The sequence below is a fragment of the Pigmentiphaga sp. MLSB6-MA01 genome (assembly GCF_058793475.1).
Map to the genome: position 1 here is coordinate 214,868 of NZ_JBXAFV010000002.1, position 18,572 is coordinate 233,439.

Genomic DNA, 18,572 nt, shown 5'->3' on the forward strand with positions numbered 1-18,572 from the left:
AAAAGTAGGCGGCGCGGGCGTTTCCGGCTATCTTAAACCGCGTGTTCGATCCCCGGCCGGGCCGCCCCCACCATGCCATCCGACATCCACCGCCATCCCCCGCTGCGCCACCGCGACGGGCACCACGCCCGCGTCACCTTCGAAGAACTGTTCTTCGACCTGATCTACGTCTTCGCCGTCACACAGATCAGCCACCAGCTCCTGCATCACCTGACGCTCACCGGCGTGATCGAGTCGCTGATCCTGTGGCTCGCCGTGTGGCTGGGCTGGCAATACACCTGCTGGGTCACGAACTGGTTCGACCCCGAAACCCCGCGCATACGGGGCCTGCTCTTCGCCACCATGCTGCTCGCGCTGTGCATGGCGGCCAGCCTGCCCGAGGCCTTCGGCGATCGGGCGCTGCTGTTTGCCGGATCCTATGCCGCGATGCAGGTGGGCCGGACCGCGTACATCGTCTGTCAGTTGCCCGCCGGCCATCCGCTGGCCGCCAACTACCGCCGCATGCTGGGATGGCTGGCCATCGCGGCCGTCTTCTGGATAGCCGGAGCGATGGCCGAGGGGCACACGCTGCGCGCCGTCCTGTGGTTGATCGCGGTGCTGTGCGAGTACGGTTCACCCATGTTCGGCTTCGCCCTGCCGGGCATGGGACGGTCCCATACCCGCGACTGGACCATCGAAGGCGGCCACCTGGCCGAACGCTGCCAGTTGTTCGTGATCGTGGCGCTGGGCGAGACGCTGCTCGCCACCGGCGTCATGCTGGCGGACACCGGAACCTGGAGCACGGCCGTCGTCTCGGGCGTACTGGCCACCTTTCTCGGCACCCTGGCGATGTGGTGGCTCTATTTCGGCACCTCCAGCAAGGACGCGACCGAAGCCATCACGCGCTCGGCCGATCCCGGCCGCATCGGGGCCTATTTCCACTACATCCACGCCATTCTCGTGGCCGGCATCATCGTCACCGCGGTCGGCAACGACCTCGTCATGGCCCACCCTCACGAGCATCTGGGCACCGCGCAGGTCCTCGTCCTGGTCGCGGGCCCGGCCATCTACCTGCTGGGCAGCGCCATCTACAAGAAGGTGGTCTACGGCGCGGTTCCCCGTTCGCACCTGGCCGGCGCCGTGGCGCTGCTGGTCCTGGTTCCCGTGGGCTACGCCGCGACGCTGCTGGCCATGGGCTGGCTGACCACCGCGGTGCTGTCGGCCGTCGGCCTGTGGGAGACACGGCGCCTCCAGCGGCAGCGCGCCCGGCAACCCTCGCCGCCGCTGGCCCATTGAATCGCCCCGGCGCCACTCAACCCAAGGGAATCACGTGTCGCAAGAAAGCCTGACCGCCCGGCTCGACCAACCGGTGGACGACGCCCGGGACCACATCCTCGGCCCCGCCGATGCCGCCATCACGCTGGTCGAATATGGCAGCTACGCCTGCCCGTACTGCCGGGCCGCCAACGAGCGCATCGCCGAGATCCGGCATCAACTGGGCGACCGGCTGCGCTATGTGTTCCGGCACTATCCGCTGCCGGGCAGCGACATCGCGCGCCGCGCGGCGGAACTGGCGGAGCACGCGCGCGACTCCCGCCAGTTCTGGGACGCCCACGTCACGCTGATGACGCATTCGCGCACGCTGTCCGAGGAAGACCTGTCTCTCGTCGCCAGCGAACTGGGCGTTCCATCCGCCGGCGCGGCCCAGGCGGCCGGCGACGCCCAGGCCCGGGCCCGGGTCGAGGCCGACGTCGCCAGCGCCCGGGCCAGCCGGGTCATGGTCACGCCCACCTTCTTCATCAACGGCCGCCGCTACGACGGCCCCTGGGACGAAAGTTCATTCACCGACGCCATGCTGCGGACCCCGGGCCATCGCCTGCGCAGCGTGGCGCAGGACTTCGCGGGCTGGGCACCGTCGGCCGGCGTGCTGCTCCTGCTCGCGGCCGCCCTGGCGGTCCTGCTCACGAACTCAGAACTGGGCGAGAGCTTCGCCGCGCTGTGGGAAACGCCCCTGGCCATCTCGTTCGGGCAGGCCGGCTTCGGCATGTCGCTGCTGCACTGGATCAACGACGGCCTGCTGACCATCTTCTTCCTGGTCGTGGGGCTGGAGATCAAGCGCGAATTCACCGTGGGCCACCTGGCCAATCTGCGGTCGGCCGCGCTGCCGGTGGCGGCGGCCCTGGGCGGCATGCTCGTGCCCGCGCTGGTCTACAGCCTGGTCGTTCCCGCCGGTCCGTGGTCGCACGGCTGGGGCGTGCCCATGGCCACCGACACCGCCTTTGCCATCGCGTTGATCGCGATGATGGGCAGCCGCGTCCCCATCGCGCTGCGGGTGTTCCTGACCGCCGCGGCCATCGTCGACGACATAGGCTCCATCGTGGTGGTCGCCCTGTTCTATTCCGGCTCGCTGAACCTGGGCTACCTGGCCGCCGCCGCGGCCCTGGTGGGCCTGCTGGCGCTGCTCAACAAGGCCCACATCTATCGCGTCGCGCCCTACGCCCTGACCGGCATCCTGCTGTGGGCCTGCGTCCACGCGAGCGGCCTGCACGCGACCATGGCCGGCGTGCTGCTGGCGATGTTCATTCCGACTCGTCCGCCCCCCAACCTGCCCACGCTGGTGGCCCAGGCCGACGCCATCCTGACAGCCGAAGCGCGCCGCAGCGGCGAGGTTCTGCGGCACGGTCCCTCGCTGCCCGCGCTGGCCGCGTTCGACGCCATCCATGATCGTCTGGAGTCGCCCGCCGACCGGTTGCTGCGAACGACCGGCGCTCGCTCCAGCTATGTCGTGCTGCCGCTGTTCGCCCTGGCCAATGCCGGCGTGGCGCTTGCGCCCGATGTCCTGTCCAGCCACGGCCAGCTGTCGCTCGCCATCATCGCCGGACTGGTCGTCGGCAAACCGCTGGGGCTCGTCCTGGCATCGGCGCTGGCCGTCCGGCTGGGCATCGCGCGCAAACCCGCCGACTACTCGTGGCGGCAGTTGGTGGGCGCCGGGGCGCTGGCCGGCATAGGCTTCACCATGTCCCTGTTCATTTCGGGACAGGCCTTCCCGGTGGAAGCCGATTTCGCCGCGGCCAAGGTCGCGGTCTTCATCGGCTCCATCCTGTCCTCGCTGATCGGCGTGGCCATTCTGTGGGGCGCGGGGCGGCCGCCGGCCGAAGGCTGACGCGCCGGCCCACGCAACGCGGGCGGGTGCCGCGGCCGCGTGCCGGCGGACGGCCCCCGAAGAATTGACGCCACTGGATTTCCTGCTCATACTCCGGCGTTTGATCGGCCATCCCGCCTATCCGCCCCGCCCGCCCCGGGGCAACGAACCCGACTCGAGCATGCATCGGCCCTCCCTCCGATTCGTCAGGCAAGACTTCCATCGCGGCTATGCGATGCTGGTCCTGCTCGCGCTGCTCTGGGGGATGCTGGCGCCGGCCATCGCCAATACGCTGGCCCGCCCCTCCGATACCTGGGTCGAACTTTGCAGCGTCTACGGCCCGAAACTGATCAAGTTGTCTGACGACGGCTCCAGGCCGTCGCCGGACGACTCGGCCACGACATCCGCCGACTGCCCATATTGCCGGCTCCATGCCGCCGTCGCGCTGCCGTCGCCAGGCGGTGGTCCGGTCCTGGTCGGTCTCGTCGTCTCGGCCGAGGCCCCGGCGCTTCCCCCCGCTCCGCTGTTGGGCACGGCGCCCATTTCGCGCCCGCCTCCCTCCCGCGCTCCGCCTCTCACGTCCGCTTCCTGACCCCGCCCGGCCTGCCCGCGTGGCAGAGCCGTTTCGCCCTGCCGCGCCCCGCGCGCGGCCGACCAGGAGTCGTTCGTGTTCCCTCCCGTTTCCCCGATGCGCCCGCGCGCGCATCGCGCCGCCCCACGCCCATCCCTGCCCGGTTTCGCATGCGCCGGTATTCTCTGCGCCTGCCAGGCGCTCACCGCGCCCGCCCATGCCCAGGCTGCTCCCGAACATGTCCTGCCCGCGATCGAAGTCAGCGGCAGCGCCGACACGCCCAACGGCAAGCTCAACCTTGACACCCCCGCCGCAGCCGCCAGCAACCTCGGCCTGACGGCCCGTGAAACCCCGGCCTCGGTTACGGTGGTCGACCGCGCCACGATCGAGGCGCGGGGAGCGCAGAATACCCAGGAAATCCTGCGCGCCATCCCCGGCGTGACCGCCCACGACGCGCCCGGCAACGTGGGCGTGAGCTACCGCGGCTTCGGCACGGGCTCCATCAGCCAGTTGTTCAACGGCATCAACGTCCAGTACTCCATCGCGGCGCGTCCCGTGGACAGTTGGATCTACGAACGCGTCGAAGCCATCGGCGGCCCCTCCAGCTTCCTGTTCGGCGCGGGCGCGGTAGGCGGATCGATCAACTATGTGACCAAGCTGGCCCGGCGCGAGGACATCTCCGAAGGCCAGTTGCGGCTGGGCAGCAACGGACTCAAGGAAGCCTCCATCGGGCTGAACCGGCGCATCGCGGGCGATCCCGACGGGCCGGGCCACTACCTGCGCCTGGACCTCAACCATCGCGACGCCGACAGCTGGGTGGACGGCACGGGCACGCGCGCCACGCAGTTCGCGGCCTCGGTGCTGTCCGATTTCGGCAACGGCTTCACCCATACCCTGGCCTACGAGTACCAGCACGAGCACGTCGACCGCCCCTACTGGGGCACGCCGCTGCTCAATCCGATCGCCGGCTCCGCGCGCATCGACGACGGCACCCGCTTCAAGAACTACAACAGCGCCGATGGGGTGTACATCCAGCGCGTGCAATGGCTGCGCTCCATCGCCGAATGGCGGGTCAGCGACAAGCTGCAATGGCGCAACACCTTCTACGTGTACGACGCCCTGCGCGACTACCGCAACGTCGAGAACTATCGCTTCAACGCCGACAACACGGCCGTAATACGGTCGAGCGCGCTGCTGCAGCGGCATGACCAGCACCTGGTGGGCAACCGCATCGACGGCATCTACCGCGGCGAGATCGCCGGCCTGAAAAGCGACTGGGCCTTCGGCGTGGATGTCAGCGTGAACCGGCAGACCCGCTTCCCCAACAGCCTGTCCGGCCCCATCAGCACGGTCAATCCCTACGACTACGACACCGAACATTTCTTCGACATTCCCGGCATGTCCCCGGGTTTCCGGCCCGACCGCGACAACAAGGTGCGCACCCTCGCGGTCTATGCCGAGAACCGCACCGCGCTGCGGCCCGGCCTGCACCTGATCACCGCGCTGCGCCACGAACGCATCCAGCTCGACCTGACCAACCGGCGCGAGGTCACTGCCGCCAACCCCGCCGAGTTCCGCCGCAGCTACCAACCGACCACCGGACGCATCGGCCTGGTCTGGGACGTCACGCAGGACGCGGCGCTCTACGCCCAATACGCCACCGCCGCGGATCCACCGTCGGGCGTGCTGTCCACCGCCTCGTTCGCGGACGTACGCAACAACAGCGAACTGACCTCGGGCCGCCAGGCCGAGGTGGGCGGCAAGCTGGACTTCTGGGAAGGCAAGGGAACGGCCACGCTGGCCGCCTATCGCATCTCGCGCCGGAACATCGCCAGCCAGGATCCGAACGACAGCAGCCTGACCCTGCTCGTGGGCGAGCAGTCTTCCCGGGGACTGGAACTGGCCGTCGGCCTGCAGCCCGACCGGCGCTGGTCCATCCAGGGCAACATCGCCTACGTCGACGCGCGCTACGAGGACTACACCCAGGGCGGCGTGTCGCTGGCGGGCAAGCGCCCGACCAACACGCCGGCCACGGTCGCCAACCTGTGGGTGTCCTATGCCGTCACGCCCGCGCTGCAGGCCAGCGTCGGACTGCGCCGCGTGGGCCGCGTGTACGCCGACGCGGCCAATACGGTGTCCTGGCCCGCCTACCTGCTGGTGGACCTGGGCGTGAGCTACCGGATCGATCGCCGCACCGCTATCGTGGCGCGCATCCGCAACCTGACCGACAAGGTCTATGCCGCCAACATGACGCCGACCATGGCCTACCTGGGCGCGCCCCGTACCGCCGACGTCAGCCTGCGGATCGCGTTCTAGGAGACCGCCATGCGTTCCCGCCTCAAGCGCTGGCTCTATCTGCTGCACCGGTGGATGGGCATCCTGATGTGCGCGTTCTTCGTCATGTGGTTCGCCTCGGGCGTGGTCATGATGTACGTCGGCTACCCCAAGCTCACCGCCGCCGAGCGGCTGCGCCACCTTCCCCCGCTGGACCCGGCGGCGCCCCTGCTCGGCCCCGGCCAGGCACTGGCCGCGGCCGGTATCGCCGCCGCCCCGAAAGACCTGCGGCTGGCGGCCGCCAGCGCCGGCCGGCCGGTCTACCTGGCCACGCTGGCGGACGGCTCCCGGGCCGGCACGCCCGTGGCCATCGATGCCACGACCGGGGCGATGTTGGGCGGGATCGATGCGGCGCACGCCCTGGCCAGCGCGGCTGCCTACGGGGGCGGCGCCGTCCGGGCGCACTATGCGGGCCTGGTGGACGAGGATGCGCATACGCACTCGCGCGCCCTCGACGCGCACCGGCCGCTGCACCGCGTGTTGCTGGACGACGAAGCGGGCACGCAGTTGTACGTTTCCAGCCGCACCGGCGAGGTCGTGCGCGACGCGACGCGCACCGAGCGCTTCTGGAACTACGCGGGCGCGTGGATCCATTGGCTCTACCCATTCCGAGGCAACCTCTTCGACCGCCACTGGGCCACCATCGTCGATGCCCTGTCCATCGCCGGCATCGCCGTCGCCCTGACCGGCACGGTCGTCGGTCTGCTGCGCTGGCGCTTCGCGCGCCCCTATCGCAGCGGCTCGCGCTCGCCGTACCGGGCAGGCATGATGCGCTGGCACCACCTGGCGGGACTGGCATTCGCGCTGACCACGCTGACGTGGATGTTCAGCGGATTGATGTCCATGAATCCATGGGGACTGTTCAGCAGCGGCCGCGGCGGGCCGTCGATGGCCGCCGTGTACGGCGACATGGGCGCGATGCCCGCCGGCGCGGCCTCCGTGCAGGCGCTGCTGGCAGGCGGCGACATCCGCGAACTGCGCTGGGTCCACCGCCTGGGGCGCGAACTTGTCCTGGCCTATGGTCCGGCCGGCCGGCCCACGCTGCTCGACGTCCGGACCGCGCAGGCCGTGCGCCTGGACGCCGACGAGCTGCGTCGCGCGGCGGCGGGGCTCATCGCCGCCCCCGTCGCCCGCATCCAGGTGCTCGATCGCTACGACCTCCACTACTACGACCGGGCCCCGCACACCATGACGGGTGGCGGCGACAAGCCGCTGCCGGTGTGGCGCATCGAATTCGACGATCCCGCCGCGACCTGGGTGCACCTGGACCCGCACACCGGCTCCGTCCTGAACAGTACCGACCGCCCTCGCCGCGCCTCGCGCTGGCTGTTCGCCATGCTGCACAGCTGGGACTGGCTGCCGCTGCTGGAGCGCCGGCCGCTATGGGACGCGGTCATGATCCTGCTCAACCTCGGGGGCTTCGCGTTGAGCGCCACGGGTCTCGTCATAGGCTGGCGCAGGCTGCGCCTCTCCGGGCATCGCTTCCGGGCTTGACAAGCTAATGACCGCCAGTCATTATTCAACAATGATAACGATTCTCATTAATAGGGAATCACCATTGGCTCGTCACCGGATAAGAGGCTCGTCATGCAACACCACGATCTCGCGCACTGGCCGCTCGTCGTCAGCGTTTCCACCGGCGCCCCCACGCTGGCGGATACCCAGGCCTTCAGCCAGGCCTGGGACGAATGGCTGGCGCGCGAACAGCCCTTCGCGTCCCTGCGCGTGTTCGCCGACGCCGCGTCGCTGACCCACCCTCCCGGCGCCGCCCAGCACGTCAAGCAATGGTTCGGCCGGCAGGCACCGGCCATACGTGATCAGGTCATGGGCATGGCCAACGTCGTCCCGCCCGAAGAGTTCGAACGAGTCTCCCGGATGAACATCGAGAAGCTGTTCGGCGTCCCGGCCGCGACCTTCGCCGACCTGCCCTCGGCGCTGGCCTGGCTGCGCGACCGGGTGTTCGCGCCGCGCGGCCTGCCCTTCGACGACGCGGTGGCCACGGCAGCCATACAAGGAAAAACGAATGCCCGCTGAACCCTCCGGAGCCGCGTCCACCGCGTCGCGGCCGCGCGTGCGCGCGCCGCAGAACCGGCGCGTCGAGCTGTTGGACGCGGCCGAACGCCTCTTCCTGCGGAAGGGCGTGGCCCAGACCAGCGTCGACGACATCACCGCGGGCGCCCAGGTCTCCAAGGGAACGTTCTACCTGTACTTCTCATCGCGGGAGGAACTGCTGGGCGCGCTTCGGGAACGCTTCATCCAGGGCTTCTGCGAGCGCGTGGACACCGCCGTGCGGCGCCGCGCGGCCCCCGGCGAAAAAGGATGGAACGCCCGCCTGCGCGCCTGGTTCGCCGCCATGCTGGATGGACTGCTCGACCAGGTCATGCTGCACGACATGCTCTTCCACGATCCGCATCCGGCCAGCCGCGAGCTCATGAAGGACAATCCCATCATCACGCAGCTCGAAACCCTGCTGGAAGCCGGCGCCGAGGCCGGCGCCTGGCGCGTGGCCGACAGCCACGCGATGGCGATCATGATGTTCCATTCCATGCACGGACTGGCCGACGATGCCGTCGCGCGCGGCTCCACGACGGGGCGGGCGCGCATCGTGCGCCGCTTGACCGATACTTTTGCCGCGGCGTTGCGCGCCTGTTGACACCACGCATCGCCACCAATGACTCCAATACCCGCCGCCCCCGCCACGCCGATCCCGCAAACCGCTCCGGCGTTCGATTTCCGTCCCCTGCTGATCGCCTACATGACCTGCACCATGGCGATGATGGGCTTCGTCTCGGTCATCGGTCCCATCGCGCGGCTGCTGCACCTGGCGGCATGGCAGGCCGGCGCCGTCATCACCGTGGGCGGCGTGCTGTGGATGCTGCTGGCCCGGACCTGGGGCGCCGCCAGCGACCGGCTGGGCCGGCGCCGCGTGCTGCTGGCGGGCGTGGGCGGCTTCGCGGTGAGTTACTGGGCCATGTGCGCCGTCGCCATCGTCTCGCTCTACCTCCTTCCCGCGGCCAACCTGTTCTTCGCCGGCCTCGTCCTGACCCGGGGCGCGGTGGGTGCATTCTTCGCGGCCATCCCTTCGGTCAGCCAGGCCCTGGTGGCCGATCGCCTCCCCGCCGAGCGGCGGGCAGCCGCCATGGCCTCGCTGGGCGCGGCCAATGCCATCGGCCTGGTGCTGGGACCGGCCGTCGTCGCGGCGCTCACGCCGCTGGGCCTGTCGCTGCCCCTTGCCCTGATCGCGGTGCTCCCCCTGCTCGGGCTGGCGCTGCTCTGGAAAGCACTGCCCGACTCGCGCCCCGCCCACGGCACCGCCACGGCGGGACTGCGCCTGGCCGACCCCAGGCTGCGCCGGCCGATGGCCGTCGCCTTTGTCGGCATGTTCTGCGTTTCCATGGCGCAGATCACCGTGGGCTTTTTCGCCATCGATCAGTTGGGCCTCGCGCCCGAGGCCGCGGCCCGCACCGCCGGCCTGGCCCTGGCGATGGTGGGCGTAGCGCTCATCGTCGCGCAGTTGGCGGTGCGCCGGCTGGGCTGGAGCACCCGACGCCTGATCCGCGCCGGCGCGCTCATCGGCGCGGCGGGTTTCGGCGCCGTTCCCTTCGCCAGCAGCGGCGTCATGCTGGAAGCCGCGTTCTTCGTCGCCGCGGCGGGCATGGGATGGATGTTTCCGGCCTTCGCCGCGATGGCATCGAACGCCGTGGCGGCGCACGAACAAGGCGCGGCCGCCGGGTCGGTGGGCGCCGCGCAGGGCCTGGGCATCGTCCTGGGGCCGCTGGTGGGCACCCTCCTGTACGAAGCCGGCCCGGGCGTCCCTTACGCGCTGGCCGCCCTCCTGCTGGTACTGGTCGCGGCCTGGCCCGCTCGGATCAGGGCCTGACGGCCCTTCCGCGCCGCCCCATCGTTCTGCTACAGCCCGAACATCAGCGAACGGTGAACCGCGGCGCCCGCCATCGCGCCGTCGCCCACCGCCGCCGCCACCGAGCCGGCGGGCCGGCCCGTGTCGCCGCATGCGAACACACCCGGCACGCTCGTGGCCTTGGTCGCATCGGTCTTGATCGTGCTGCCCCACGGCCCTTCTTCCATCACGCAGCCCAGTTGCTCGGCCAGCCCCGACGACCGGATCCGGGCCGCGATGAACAGGCCGTCCAGCGCATGGGCCTTGCCGTCCCGCATGACCACCGCCACACCGTCGCCATCGAGCCGCGCCACCTTCCCCCGCACGATGGCCACGCCACGCCCGGCCAGCAGCGCGAGCTGCTGGGCATCGGGCTCGAAGGCATCGTTCAGGAACAGCGTCGTCGCGCCCCAGTCGGGCAACATCAGCGCCTGGTGCATGGACATCTCGGACAATGCCAGCACGCCGATGCGGCCCTGCTGCAACTCGTAGCCATGGCAATACGGGCAATGGAACACGTGGGTTCCCCAGCGCTGGGCGAGTCCCGGCAGATCCGGCAGCTCGTCTTTCACGCCCGTCGCCAGCACGAGACGCCGCGCCTTGCGCACCTGCGTTCCCACCGACACGGCGAACCCGTCGCCCGCCTGCGCCACCGCATCCGCGCGCGCATCCAGCCACGCCACGGTCTCGTACTTGCGCAACTGGTCCCGGGCAATGGCGGCGATGTCCGCCCCCGCTTCGCCGTCGCGTGTCAGGAAACCATGCGACAACGGGGCGTACCGGTTGCGACGCTCGCCGGCATCGATCACGAGCACGAGGCGCCGGGCACGGGCCAGTTGCAAGCCCGCCGACAGCCCCGCGTAGCTTCCGCCGATGATGATCACGTCGTAATCCATGCGCTCTCCTTGCTTCGCCAATTTCACGTATCTTTAAATGATACATAAAAATCCGGGACGAGGGCCCGATACCCCTTCAGGGTCCGGGGCCATCCTTATCCTGGCGTTTTCAAGGCTGCGGATGGTCCGCCAGGCCCCACGGGGCCGAGCGGCAGATCTGGTCGAATTCCCTGGCGAGGTCGGCCAGCGTCACCGCGCCCAATCGCCGGACGAGCAAGGCTTCCGCCTCTTCCAGCGCACCGGCCAGCGCGGCGTTGACGACACGTTCGACCGCGCAGTCGGGATGGACATGGTCCGCGCCGATCGCGAAGATCCTGGGCCCCCCCACCGCGCGGTGGATGTCCAGCAGCGTGACGGTGGCCAGATCGCAGTTCAGCCGCCAGCCGCCTCGATGGCCCTTCTCGGACTGCACGTAGCCCGCCTTGCGCAGGCCCGCCATGGTCCGGCGGACCACGGCGGCGTTGGTGCCCAGCATCTGGGCTATCTGGGCGGACGTCACGGACTGGCCGTCCCTGGCCATGTGCAGCAGCACGTGCAGCATCCGGGAAAGGCGGCTATCGGTTCTCACGCGTGGGTCTTGTCGGGGGCATGATCGGATTCATGCCCGGACGATAACGCATCTTTGCCACCACGCCCGCGTGGTCCTAGGCGCGGCCCTCCTGCCCGATGCCGTCCAGCTCCGCCATGGCATCTGCGGGCAGGACCAGCGCGGCGGCCGCCAGATTCTCTCGCAGATGCCCCAGCGAAGACGTCCCCGGTATCAGCAGCAGGTTGGGCGCGCGCGCCAGCAGCCAGGCGAGCGCGACCTGCATCGGCGTCGCCGCCAGCCGCTCCGCCACGCGGTCCAGGATGCCCGATTGCAGCGGCGAGAAGCCGCCCAACGGGAAGAAAGGCACGTAGGCGATGCCCTGGCTGCCCAATTGATCGATCAGCGCATCGTCCGCGCGGTGCGCCAGGTTGTAATGATTCTGCACGCATACGATGGGCGCGATGCGCCGGGCCTGGGCCACTTGCGCGGCCGTCGCATTGCTCAGGCCCAGGTGGCGGATCAGCCCCTGCCGCTGCAATTGCGCCAGCGCGGCGAACGGCGCCTCGATCGACCCTTCCGACGGCGCATGCACGTCGCCCATGATGCGCAGGTTCACCACGTCCAGCACGTCCAGGCCGAGATTGCGCAGATTGTCGTGCACGGCCCGTGTCAGCTGTTCGGGACTCTGCGCCGGGTTCCACGAGGCATCGGGCCCGCGCACCGCGCCGACCTTGGTCACGATGGTCAGGTCCCGGTAGGGATGCAGGGCTTCGCGAATCAACTGATTGGTGACGTGAGGACCGTAGAAATCGCTGGTGTCGACGTGGTCGACGCCGGCCTCGATCGCGGCGCGCAGCACGGCCAGCGCCGCGGCGCGGTCCCGGGGCGGCCCGAACACTCCCGGCCCTGCCAGTTGCATCGCGCCGTAGCCCATGCGGCGCACGGGACGGTCCCCCAGGGCAAAACTGCCCGCCTGCTTCAGATCGGTCATGGCATTTCTCCGGAAAGCGTGGATGGCTCACACTATAGACATCGCCGCGCCGATCGATAATCTGGTGTAATCAGCACAGGCCGTACGGAATTCCGCACAATGCAAGCACCGCTCCAAGACTTGTTCGCGTTCCTGGCCGTGGTTCGCGCCGGGGGCTTTCGCGAAGGCGCCCGCGCCAGCGGCTCGTCGGCCTCCAGCCTGAGCGAGGCGGTGCGGCGGCTGGAAGCCCGGCTGGGCGTCAGGCTGCTTCATCGCACCACCCGCAGCGTGACGCCGACCGAAGCCGGCGCGCGGCTGGTCGAACGGCTGGTACCCGCGCTGGGCGAAGTGGAAACCGCGCTCGACGTCGTCAACGGATTCCGCGACCGGCCTGCCGGCACCCTGCGCCTGAACGTCCCGCTCAGCGCCGCGCGCCTGGTGCTCTCTCCCCTCGTCACGCCCTTCCTGCAAGCCTATCCCGACATCAAGCTCGAGATCGTGGTCGAAGACGGTTTCGTGGACCTGCTCGCCGCCGGCTGCGACGCCGGCATCCGCTACGACGAACGACTTGAACAAGACATGATCGCGATCCCCATCGGCCCGCGCTGGCAGCGCTTCGCCACCGCCGCCGCGCCCGCCTATCTGGCGGCGCACGGCCGGCCCCGGCATCCACGCGACCTGCTCGGCCACATCTGCCTGCGCGGCCAGTTCGCCAGCGGCGCCCAGCCCGCCTGGGAATACGAACGCAAGGGGGAAGTCCTGCGCGTGGAACCCACCGGACCGCTGCTGGTCAGCCTGGGCAGCGGCGTCGATCTCGCCGTCCAGGCAGCGCGGGACGGGCTGGGCATCATCCACCTGTTCGAGGGCTGGCTGCAGCCCGACCTGGACAACGGCACGCTGGAACCCCTGCTCAAGTCCTGGTGGCGTCCGTTCACCGGCCCGTTCCTTTATTATTCCGGCCGCCGGCACCTGCCGTCGCCCCTGCGGGCCTTCATCGACTTCGTCCGCGCGCACGAAAGCGCCAGCCCGCCAACCCGAAAACCCATCCCACGATGACCACGATGCCCATCGACACGCCTCCGCCCCCTCCAGGCCGCGACGACTCGCGCCGCAGCGACGGCGCATGGCGGGTCTTCCTGGTCTTCCTGCGGCTGGGGCTGACCTCGTTCGGCGGCCCTGTCGCGCACCTGGGCTATTTCCGCGCCGAATTCGTCGAGCGCCGCCGCTGGCTGGACGACCGCAGCTATTCGGACCTCGTGGCCTTGTGCCAATTCCTGCCGGGGCCAGCCAGCAGCCAGGTCGGCATGGCGCTGGGGCTGCGGCGCGCCGGGTGGCCCGGCCTGCTCGCCGCGTGGTCGGGCTTTACCCTGCCTTCGGCCCTCGTCCTGGTCCTGTTCGCCTACGGCATGGCCGGCTACCGCGACATGGCCGCCTCCGGCTGGGTGCACGGCTTGAAGATCGTGGCCGTGGCGGTGGTCGCGCAGGCGGTCTGGGGCATGGCCCGGTCGCTGTGTCCCGACCGGGCGCGGGCGGGGCTGGCCATGCTGGCCGCGCTGGCGACACTGGCTGCCCCCTCGGCTGCGGGACAGGTCGCCACCATCGCGGCCTGCGGCCTCCTCGGCCGGTGGTTGCTGGACCTGCCCGCGCCTGCCCCGGCTCCCGCCCATCCCTACCCGATCTCCCCCCGTGCCGGTGTCGCGGCCCTGTTGCTGTTCGCGCTGCCGCTGGCCCTGCTGCCGGCCTGGGCCGCCGCGAGTGCGTCCGCGCTCGTCGCGTTCTTCGATGGCGTCTATCGCGCCGGCGCGCTGGTCTTCGGCGGCGGGCACGTGGTCCTGCCGCTGCTGCAAGCCACGGTCGTGCCCACCGGCCTCGTCGACAATGCGGATTTCCTCGCGGGCTACGGCGCGGCGCAGGCCGTGCCCGGGCCGCTGTTCACCTTCGCCGCCTATCTGGGTGCCGTGGCGCAGGGGCCGCTGCATGGCTGGGCCGGCGGCCTGGCCGCGCTGGCCGCGATTTTCCTGCCCGCGCTGCTGGTGCTCGTGGGCGTATTGCCTTTCTGGGAGCGCCTGCGCCAGCGGCGCGACATCCAGACCGCATTGGCGGGCGTCAACGCGGGCGTGGTCGGCATCCTGCTGGCGGCCCTTTACGATCCTGTCTGGACCAGCGCCATCCAGGGCCGCGCCGATTTCGCGCTGGCGCTGGCCGCCTTCGGGCTGCTGGTCGTGGGCCGCGTGCCGCCCGTCGCGGTCGTGGCGCTGGCGGCACTGGGAGGCTGGCTGCTGGCGGGCTGAGGGCCCGGGGTCAGGTCCCCGCTGGCTGCCCCCCTTCCATCGCCACGCGCACCGGCGGTGCCTCGCCCTGCTTGTCCTGCCCGAAATAGACCACCATGTGCGGGTAAGGCAACTCGATGCCGGCGGCGTGGAAATGCTGCTTCACCAGGCGGTTGTAGCCCCGCTGCACCGCCCACTGCATGCCCGGCCGGGTCTTGATCAACACGCGTATGGTCACGCCCTTCTCGTTGACGGCCGTGACGCCCGGAATACTGATCTCCTCCAGGATTTCCGGCGCCAGCACCTCGTCGGTCATCAGCTCCGCAAAGGCATTGCGCAGGTGCTGCATGGCGTCGTCGACGCTTTCCCGGTGCGAGACCGTGTATTCGCCCAGGTGGTAGGAGAAGTCCCGCATATGGTTGGACACCACGTCCACCGACGAGAACGGCACCAGGTGGTAGCCGCCGTCCAGGGTCCTGATGCCCACCGAGCGAATGGTCATCTTCTCGACCGTGCCGAATACGCCGGCCACCTGGACGACGTCGTTCTCGTTCATGCCGTTCTCGAGCTGGATGAAAACGCCGGTGATGATGTCCTGGACGAGCTTCTGCGCGCCAAAGCCCACGGCAAGCCCGACCACGCCGGCGCCCGCGATCAGGGGCGCCACGTCGATGCCGATCTGCGACAACACCACCATGACCGTCATGGCCACGATCACGATCAACGCCGCATTGCGGAACAGCGACAACAGCGTCTTCTCGCGCGCGGTAGGCATGCGTCCACCCTCGCGCAGATTCAGCCTGTGCTCGATGATGCTGGCCACCACCGTCCACGCCAGCGCCGCCGCCAGCAGCACGATGGCCACGTTCACCGCCACGCCTATCGCCGCCGCGCCGGCATCCGAGGCGATCCAGCGCGACAGGTTGAACGCGCGCCAGGCATCCAGTACCAGCAGCACCACCACGATGCGGACCGCCCAGCCCGCGAAGCGGATTGTCGCCGGCACATAGGAATTCAGGCGGCTCTCCAGCATGGGCAGGCGGGCGCGCAACTCGTCGGAAACGCGGACAGGCCTGGCCAGCAGCGCGTTCAGCAGCACGATGACCAGGCTGCCCAGGCCCGTGGCCAGCAAGGTCTGCAGCGTGGCCGCCACCATGAAGGGCAGCGCGTTGGCGGGATCGATCTGGCTGACCACCAGCAGCACGGTGAAATACCCGATGCCCAGCCAGTGCCAGACCCGCGCCAGCAGGCGCGGCGAGGTACCCAGGAAAGTCGTCCTGCGGGAGCCGCTGTGCTCCAGCTTCTCGCGCACCCGCTGGCGGTTGCGCCAGATCACGCCCACCGCATAGACGTAGACCCCCAGCATGATCACCAGCGCGGCCAGCCGGCCCAGCGCGGGAGACAGGGCCGCCGCCAGCACCGGGTCGACCAGCATGGTGCCGTAGCCCGCCGCCATGACCAGCACGATCAGCCAGCGGTTCCAATACCGGGCCATCTCGTTCGACATGGGCAGGAGACGCAGGTGCGGATAACGCGTCGAGAACACGGTACGAACCAGGACCTTGGTGATCTCGACCGCCAGGAAGGCCTTCAGGAACACGGCCACCAGCGGGTCGACGGCAACGCCCTCCGGCCCGCCCCGGACGCCGGCCGCATACGCCGCCGCGGCGGCAAGCACCACCACCAGCGCATCGATGACCACCGCGCCGATGATCGCGCCCGCCCGCCGGTACAAGACCGGCATGCCCAAGGGCGTGTCGGTCCGGGGCGATGCCGTCGCGTCCCATCCCAGGCCGGCCACCCAATCGTCGATACGCCGATAGATCCACAACGCCACCAGCCGCAGCAAGACAAAGGCGACGATGGCCGTCACGACCGACATGGCCAGCGGTTGCAAGGCCCGCGCCTCGTCGCTATCCATGGACGGGCCATCGCCCGCGGCCATGGCCCGCAGGTCCGCGGTACCCTGCCCCAGGTCGGACACCAGGCTGGACAGGAAGCGCTGCGTGCCATCCGCCAGCCGCGCGCGCAGCGTCGGCGGCTCGTGCCCCGGCGGCGCCTCGGCGGCGGCCCCACCTTTCTTGGCCGAGGATGCGGAGTCATGCGCGCGCAGTTGGTCGATCAGCGCCTGCCGGCTGGCCGGGTTTTCCAGCAAGTCCGCCAGCGCGGCCGGCGTGGGCGCCGGTGCCGCGGCGGCCGCCGCGGCCACTGCCGCACGAGCCGACACCAGTGTCGCCAGCAGCAGTATCAGGAATGCGAGGTGGGTCAACCAGGGCTTCGACAGCCTGCGACGGCTCAGCGAGACGTCGCGGTGGGATTGCAGGGGAAGCGTGCATGCCGTCGTTGCGAGTCGAACCACTAGGGGGTCTCCTGGAGGGAAGAAACGGTAAAAGACGCGGGCTGGCGCCCGCTCATGACGCAACAGGGTAAAACACCCGGGGGCCGCAGACAAATCGCCACGCCCAGGCCGGCCGCGCGAAAACCGGCCGGCCCTCGTGCCGGCTACGCCCCGGCCAGGGTGTTCTTGTGGATCATGCCGGCCTTCATGATGAGCATCATGTTCCGGTCCGGATCACCGATGAGATCGATGTTCCGCAGCGGATCGCCGTCTAGCACCAGCAGGTCGGCGTGGGCGCCTGCCTCGATCACGCCCAGCCTGCCGGGGTAGGGATTGCGCGGCCCCGACAGGGCCAGCAGTTCGGCGCTGAGGCTGGTGGCCATGCGCAGCACCTCGGCGGCATCGATCCAGCGCGCGAGTTTGGCAAGCTGCCTGCCCTGGCCCGCGGTGCCGGCCGGGTTGAACAGGATGTCGGTTCCCCAGGCCATCCTGACCTTGTGCTTCTGCCCCCATTCGAAGCAGCGCACGGTACCTTCGGCGATCATCTTGCGCTGGGCCTGCGCCGCGGGGCTGCCATGCGGATTGGCATCCTCGTCGGCCAGGAAGGGCTGGATGCTCCACCACGCGCCCTGGTCGGCCATGCGCCGCACGGTGTCCTCGTCCGCCAACTGGCCATGTTCGATGGATTTCACGCCGCACGCCAGCGCGCGCCGGATGCCCGCGGGCGTATAGACATGGGCGCAGACATAGGTGCCCCAATCGGCGGCCGCCGCCACCGCGGCCCGCATCTCCGCCTCGGAATACTGGATGCTGTCCAGGGGATCGAAATCCGACGATACGCCGCCGCCCGCCATGATCTTGATCTGGCTCGCCCCCAGCATCAATTGTTCGCGCACGCGCCGCAGGACCTCGGCCTCGCCGTCGGCAATGGCCGAGATGCCCGCCTGTTCGGCCGTGCTGAGCGTGGTACCCGCCGTTCGCGGCAGGTCCGAACGCTGGCGGAAGTCCCCGTGTCCGGACGTCTGCGAGATCATTGCGCCGCTGGGATAGATGCGCGGCCCGGGCAGGCGCCCCTCGTCGATCGCGCGCTTCAGCGCGAAGGCTGGCCCGCCCACGTCGCGTATCGTGGTGAAACCGCGCATCACCGTGCGCTCGGCCTCTTGCGCCGCGACCAGATGCACATAGGGAATGTCGGCGGTCAGCGCGACCAGTTGCGGAATGCCGGCCAGGATCGCGTGCCAGTGCGCATCGATCAGGCCCGGCATCAGCGTGCGGCCGCCGCAATCGATGACGTCGGCCCCGGCCACCGGCTCCGAGGCCGGCGGCATGGCCTTGATCATCGCGCCCTCGACCAGCACGCCGCGGCCCTCGATCAGCCGGCCTCCCCGGCCGTCGAAAATCCGCGCGTTCCGCAGCAGCACGGGGCGGCCCGCCGGTTGCGCGAAGGCGGGCGCCGCCAGCCCCAGGGCCGGCGCGGCCAGGCTCGCGGCGATGCCACACAGGACCGAGCGCCGGGTCATTCCCTGGTCGATGCGCCGGAACAGGCCGAGCGCGTCGGGACCATGGCAGGCGCAGCGCAGGCCATGGGCGATGTTGTGCCTGGGCGGACGAGACGGCATGGGATTTCCTCCAAGAGCGAGACGCG

15 protein-coding genes are annotated in these 18,572 nt (G+C 69.9%); 10 read left to right on the top strand and 5 right to left on the bottom strand.

Annotated elements, in window-relative coordinates:
- The first annotated feature begins 72 nt into the window (after positions 1-72).
- From AC1Q6E_RS04285 to AC1Q6E_RS04320, 8 genes are all read left to right on the top strand, one after another.
- Complete coding sequence (locus tag AC1Q6E_RS04285) at positions 73-1,275, top strand: low temperature requirement protein A (protein WP_492572259.1); 1,203 nt, start codon at positions 73-75, stop codon at positions 1,273-1,275.
- 34 nt (positions 1,276-1,309) lie between these two features.
- Complete coding sequence (nhaA, locus tag AC1Q6E_RS04290; protein ID WP_492572260.1) at positions 1,310-3,142, top strand: Na+/H+ antiporter NhaA; 1,833 nt, start codon at positions 1,310-1,312, stop codon at positions 3,140-3,142.
- A gap of 160 nt (positions 3,143-3,302) precedes the next feature.
- On the top strand, positions 3,303-3,713 hold the full coding sequence (locus AC1Q6E_RS04295) for a DUF2946 family protein (RefSeq protein ID WP_296559320.1): 411 nt from the start codon (positions 3,303-3,305) through the stop codon (positions 3,711-3,713).
- A gap of 96 nt (positions 3,714-3,809) precedes the next feature.
- Complete coding sequence (locus tag AC1Q6E_RS04300; RefSeq protein ID WP_152797775.1) at positions 3,810-6,008, top strand: TonB-dependent siderophore receptor; 2,199 nt, start codon at positions 3,810-3,812, stop codon at positions 6,006-6,008.
- Between the two features lie 9 nt (positions 6,009-6,017).
- Positions 6,018-7,520: a PepSY domain-containing protein gene (locus AC1Q6E_RS04305; protein ID WP_492572261.1), complete on the top strand. Its 1,503-nt coding sequence runs from the start codon at positions 6,018-6,020 to the stop codon at positions 7,518-7,520.
- A 93-nt stretch (positions 7,521-7,613) separates the two neighbouring features.
- Complete coding sequence (locus tag AC1Q6E_RS04310) at positions 7,614-8,060, top strand: hypothetical protein (RefSeq protein ID WP_492572262.1); 447 nt, start codon at positions 7,614-7,616, stop codon at positions 8,058-8,060.
- The gene (locus tag AC1Q6E_RS04315; protein WP_152796671.1) at positions 8,050-8,679 is read left to right on the top strand and encodes a TetR/AcrR family transcriptional regulator; all 630 of its coding nucleotides are present in this window, start codon (positions 8,050-8,052) and stop codon (positions 8,677-8,679) included. Before AC1Q6E_RS04310 ends, AC1Q6E_RS04315 begins: the two co-directional genes overlap by 11 nt.
- An 18-nt stretch (positions 8,680-8,697) precedes the next feature.
- The gene (locus AC1Q6E_RS04320) at positions 8,698-9,906 is read left to right on the top strand and encodes an MFS transporter (RefSeq protein ID WP_492572263.1); all 1,209 of its coding nucleotides are present in this window, start codon (positions 8,698-8,700) and stop codon (positions 9,904-9,906) included.
- A 29-nt stretch (positions 9,907-9,935) separates the two neighbouring features.
- Here AC1Q6E_RS04320 and AC1Q6E_RS04325 read toward each other — a convergent pair whose 3' ends face one another.
- From AC1Q6E_RS04325 to AC1Q6E_RS04335, 3 genes are all read right to left on the bottom strand, one after another.
- Positions 9,936-10,820, bottom strand: a complete 885-nt coding sequence (locus AC1Q6E_RS04325) for an NAD(P)/FAD-dependent oxidoreductase (RefSeq protein ID WP_152796675.1) — start codon at positions 10,818-10,820, stop codon at positions 9,936-9,938.
- Positions 10,821-10,929: 109 nt separating this feature from the next.
- Positions 10,930-11,388: an Rrf2 family transcriptional regulator gene (locus AC1Q6E_RS04330; protein ID WP_296559312.1), complete on the bottom strand. Its 459-nt coding sequence runs from the start codon at positions 11,386-11,388 to the stop codon at positions 10,930-10,932.
- 76 nt (positions 11,389-11,464) lie between these two features.
- Positions 11,465-12,340, bottom strand: a complete 876-nt coding sequence (locus tag AC1Q6E_RS04335; protein ID WP_492572264.1) for an aldo/keto reductase family oxidoreductase — start codon at positions 12,338-12,340, stop codon at positions 11,465-11,467.
- Between the two features lie 99 nt (positions 12,341-12,439).
- Between AC1Q6E_RS04335 and AC1Q6E_RS04340 the strand changes: the two genes are divergently transcribed.
- A complete protein-coding gene (locus tag AC1Q6E_RS04340; protein ID WP_152796678.1) occupies positions 12,440-13,375 on the top strand; it encodes a LysR family transcriptional regulator in 936 nt (311 codons plus the stop codon).
- Positions 13,376-13,380: 5 nt separating this feature from the next.
- The gene (gene chrA, locus AC1Q6E_RS04345; protein ID WP_492572352.1) at positions 13,381-14,610 is read left to right on the top strand and encodes a chromate efflux transporter; all 1,230 of its coding nucleotides are present in this window, start codon (positions 13,381-13,383) and stop codon (positions 14,608-14,610) included.
- Positions 14,611-14,620: 10 nt separating this feature from the next.
- Here chrA and AC1Q6E_RS04350 read toward each other — a convergent pair whose 3' ends face one another.
- Together AC1Q6E_RS04350 and AC1Q6E_RS04355 are read right to left on the bottom strand one after the other, a co-directional pair.
- Positions 14,621-16,948, bottom strand: a complete 2,328-nt coding sequence (locus tag AC1Q6E_RS04350; protein WP_492572265.1) for a mechanosensitive ion channel domain-containing protein — start codon at positions 16,946-16,948, stop codon at positions 14,621-14,623.
- A 143-nt stretch (positions 16,949-17,091) separates the two neighbouring features.
- On the bottom strand, positions 17,092-18,546 hold the full coding sequence (locus AC1Q6E_RS04355) for an amidohydrolase family protein (RefSeq protein ID WP_152796870.1): 1,455 nt from the start codon (positions 18,544-18,546) through the stop codon (positions 17,092-17,094).
- Between the last annotated feature and the right edge of the window lie 26 nt (positions 18,547-18,572).

What these genes read in the sequence shown, in the direction of transcription:
- AC1Q6E_RS04340 (WP_152796678.1), top strand. Translation starts at nt 12,440, where the DNA reads ATGCAAGCACCGCTCCAAGACTTGTTCGCGTTCCTGGCCGTGGTTCGC.
- chrA (WP_492572352.1), top strand. Translation starts at nt 13,381, where the DNA reads ATGCCCATCGACACGCCTCCGCCCCCTCCAGGCCGCGACGACTCGCGC.
- AC1Q6E_RS04325 (WP_152796675.1), bottom strand. Translation starts at nt 10,820, where the DNA reads ATGGATTACGACGTGATCATCATCGGCGGAAGCTACGCGGGGCTGTCG.
- AC1Q6E_RS04305 (WP_492572261.1), top strand. Translation starts at nt 6,018, where the DNA reads ATGCGTTCCCGCCTCAAGCGCTGGCTCTATCTGCTGCACCGGTGGATG.
- AC1Q6E_RS04285 (WP_492572259.1), top strand. Translation starts at nt 73, where the DNA reads ATGCCATCCGACATCCACCGCCATCCCCCGCTGCGCCACCGCGACGGG.
- AC1Q6E_RS04355 (WP_152796870.1), bottom strand. Translation starts at nt 18,546, where the DNA reads ATGCCGTCTCGTCCGCCCAGGCACAACATCGCCCATGGCCTGCGCTGC.
- AC1Q6E_RS04320 (WP_492572263.1), top strand. Translation starts at nt 8,698, where the DNA reads ATGACTCCAATACCCGCCGCCCCCGCCACGCCGATCCCGCAAACCGCT.
- AC1Q6E_RS04335 (WP_492572264.1), bottom strand. Translation starts at nt 12,340, where the DNA reads ATGACCGATCTGAAGCAGGCGGGCAGTTTTGCCCTGGGGGACCGTCCC.
- AC1Q6E_RS04315 (WP_152796671.1), top strand. Translation starts at nt 8,050, where the DNA reads ATGCCCGCTGAACCCTCCGGAGCCGCGTCCACCGCGTCGCGGCCGCGC.
- AC1Q6E_RS04300 (WP_152797775.1), top strand. Translation starts at nt 3,810, where the DNA reads ATGCGCCCGCGCGCGCATCGCGCCGCCCCACGCCCATCCCTGCCCGGT.
- AC1Q6E_RS04295 (WP_296559320.1), top strand. Translation starts at nt 3,303, where the DNA reads ATGCATCGGCCCTCCCTCCGATTCGTCAGGCAAGACTTCCATCGCGGC.
- AC1Q6E_RS04310 (WP_492572262.1), top strand. Translation starts at nt 7,614, where the DNA reads ATGCAACACCACGATCTCGCGCACTGGCCGCTCGTCGTCAGCGTTTCC.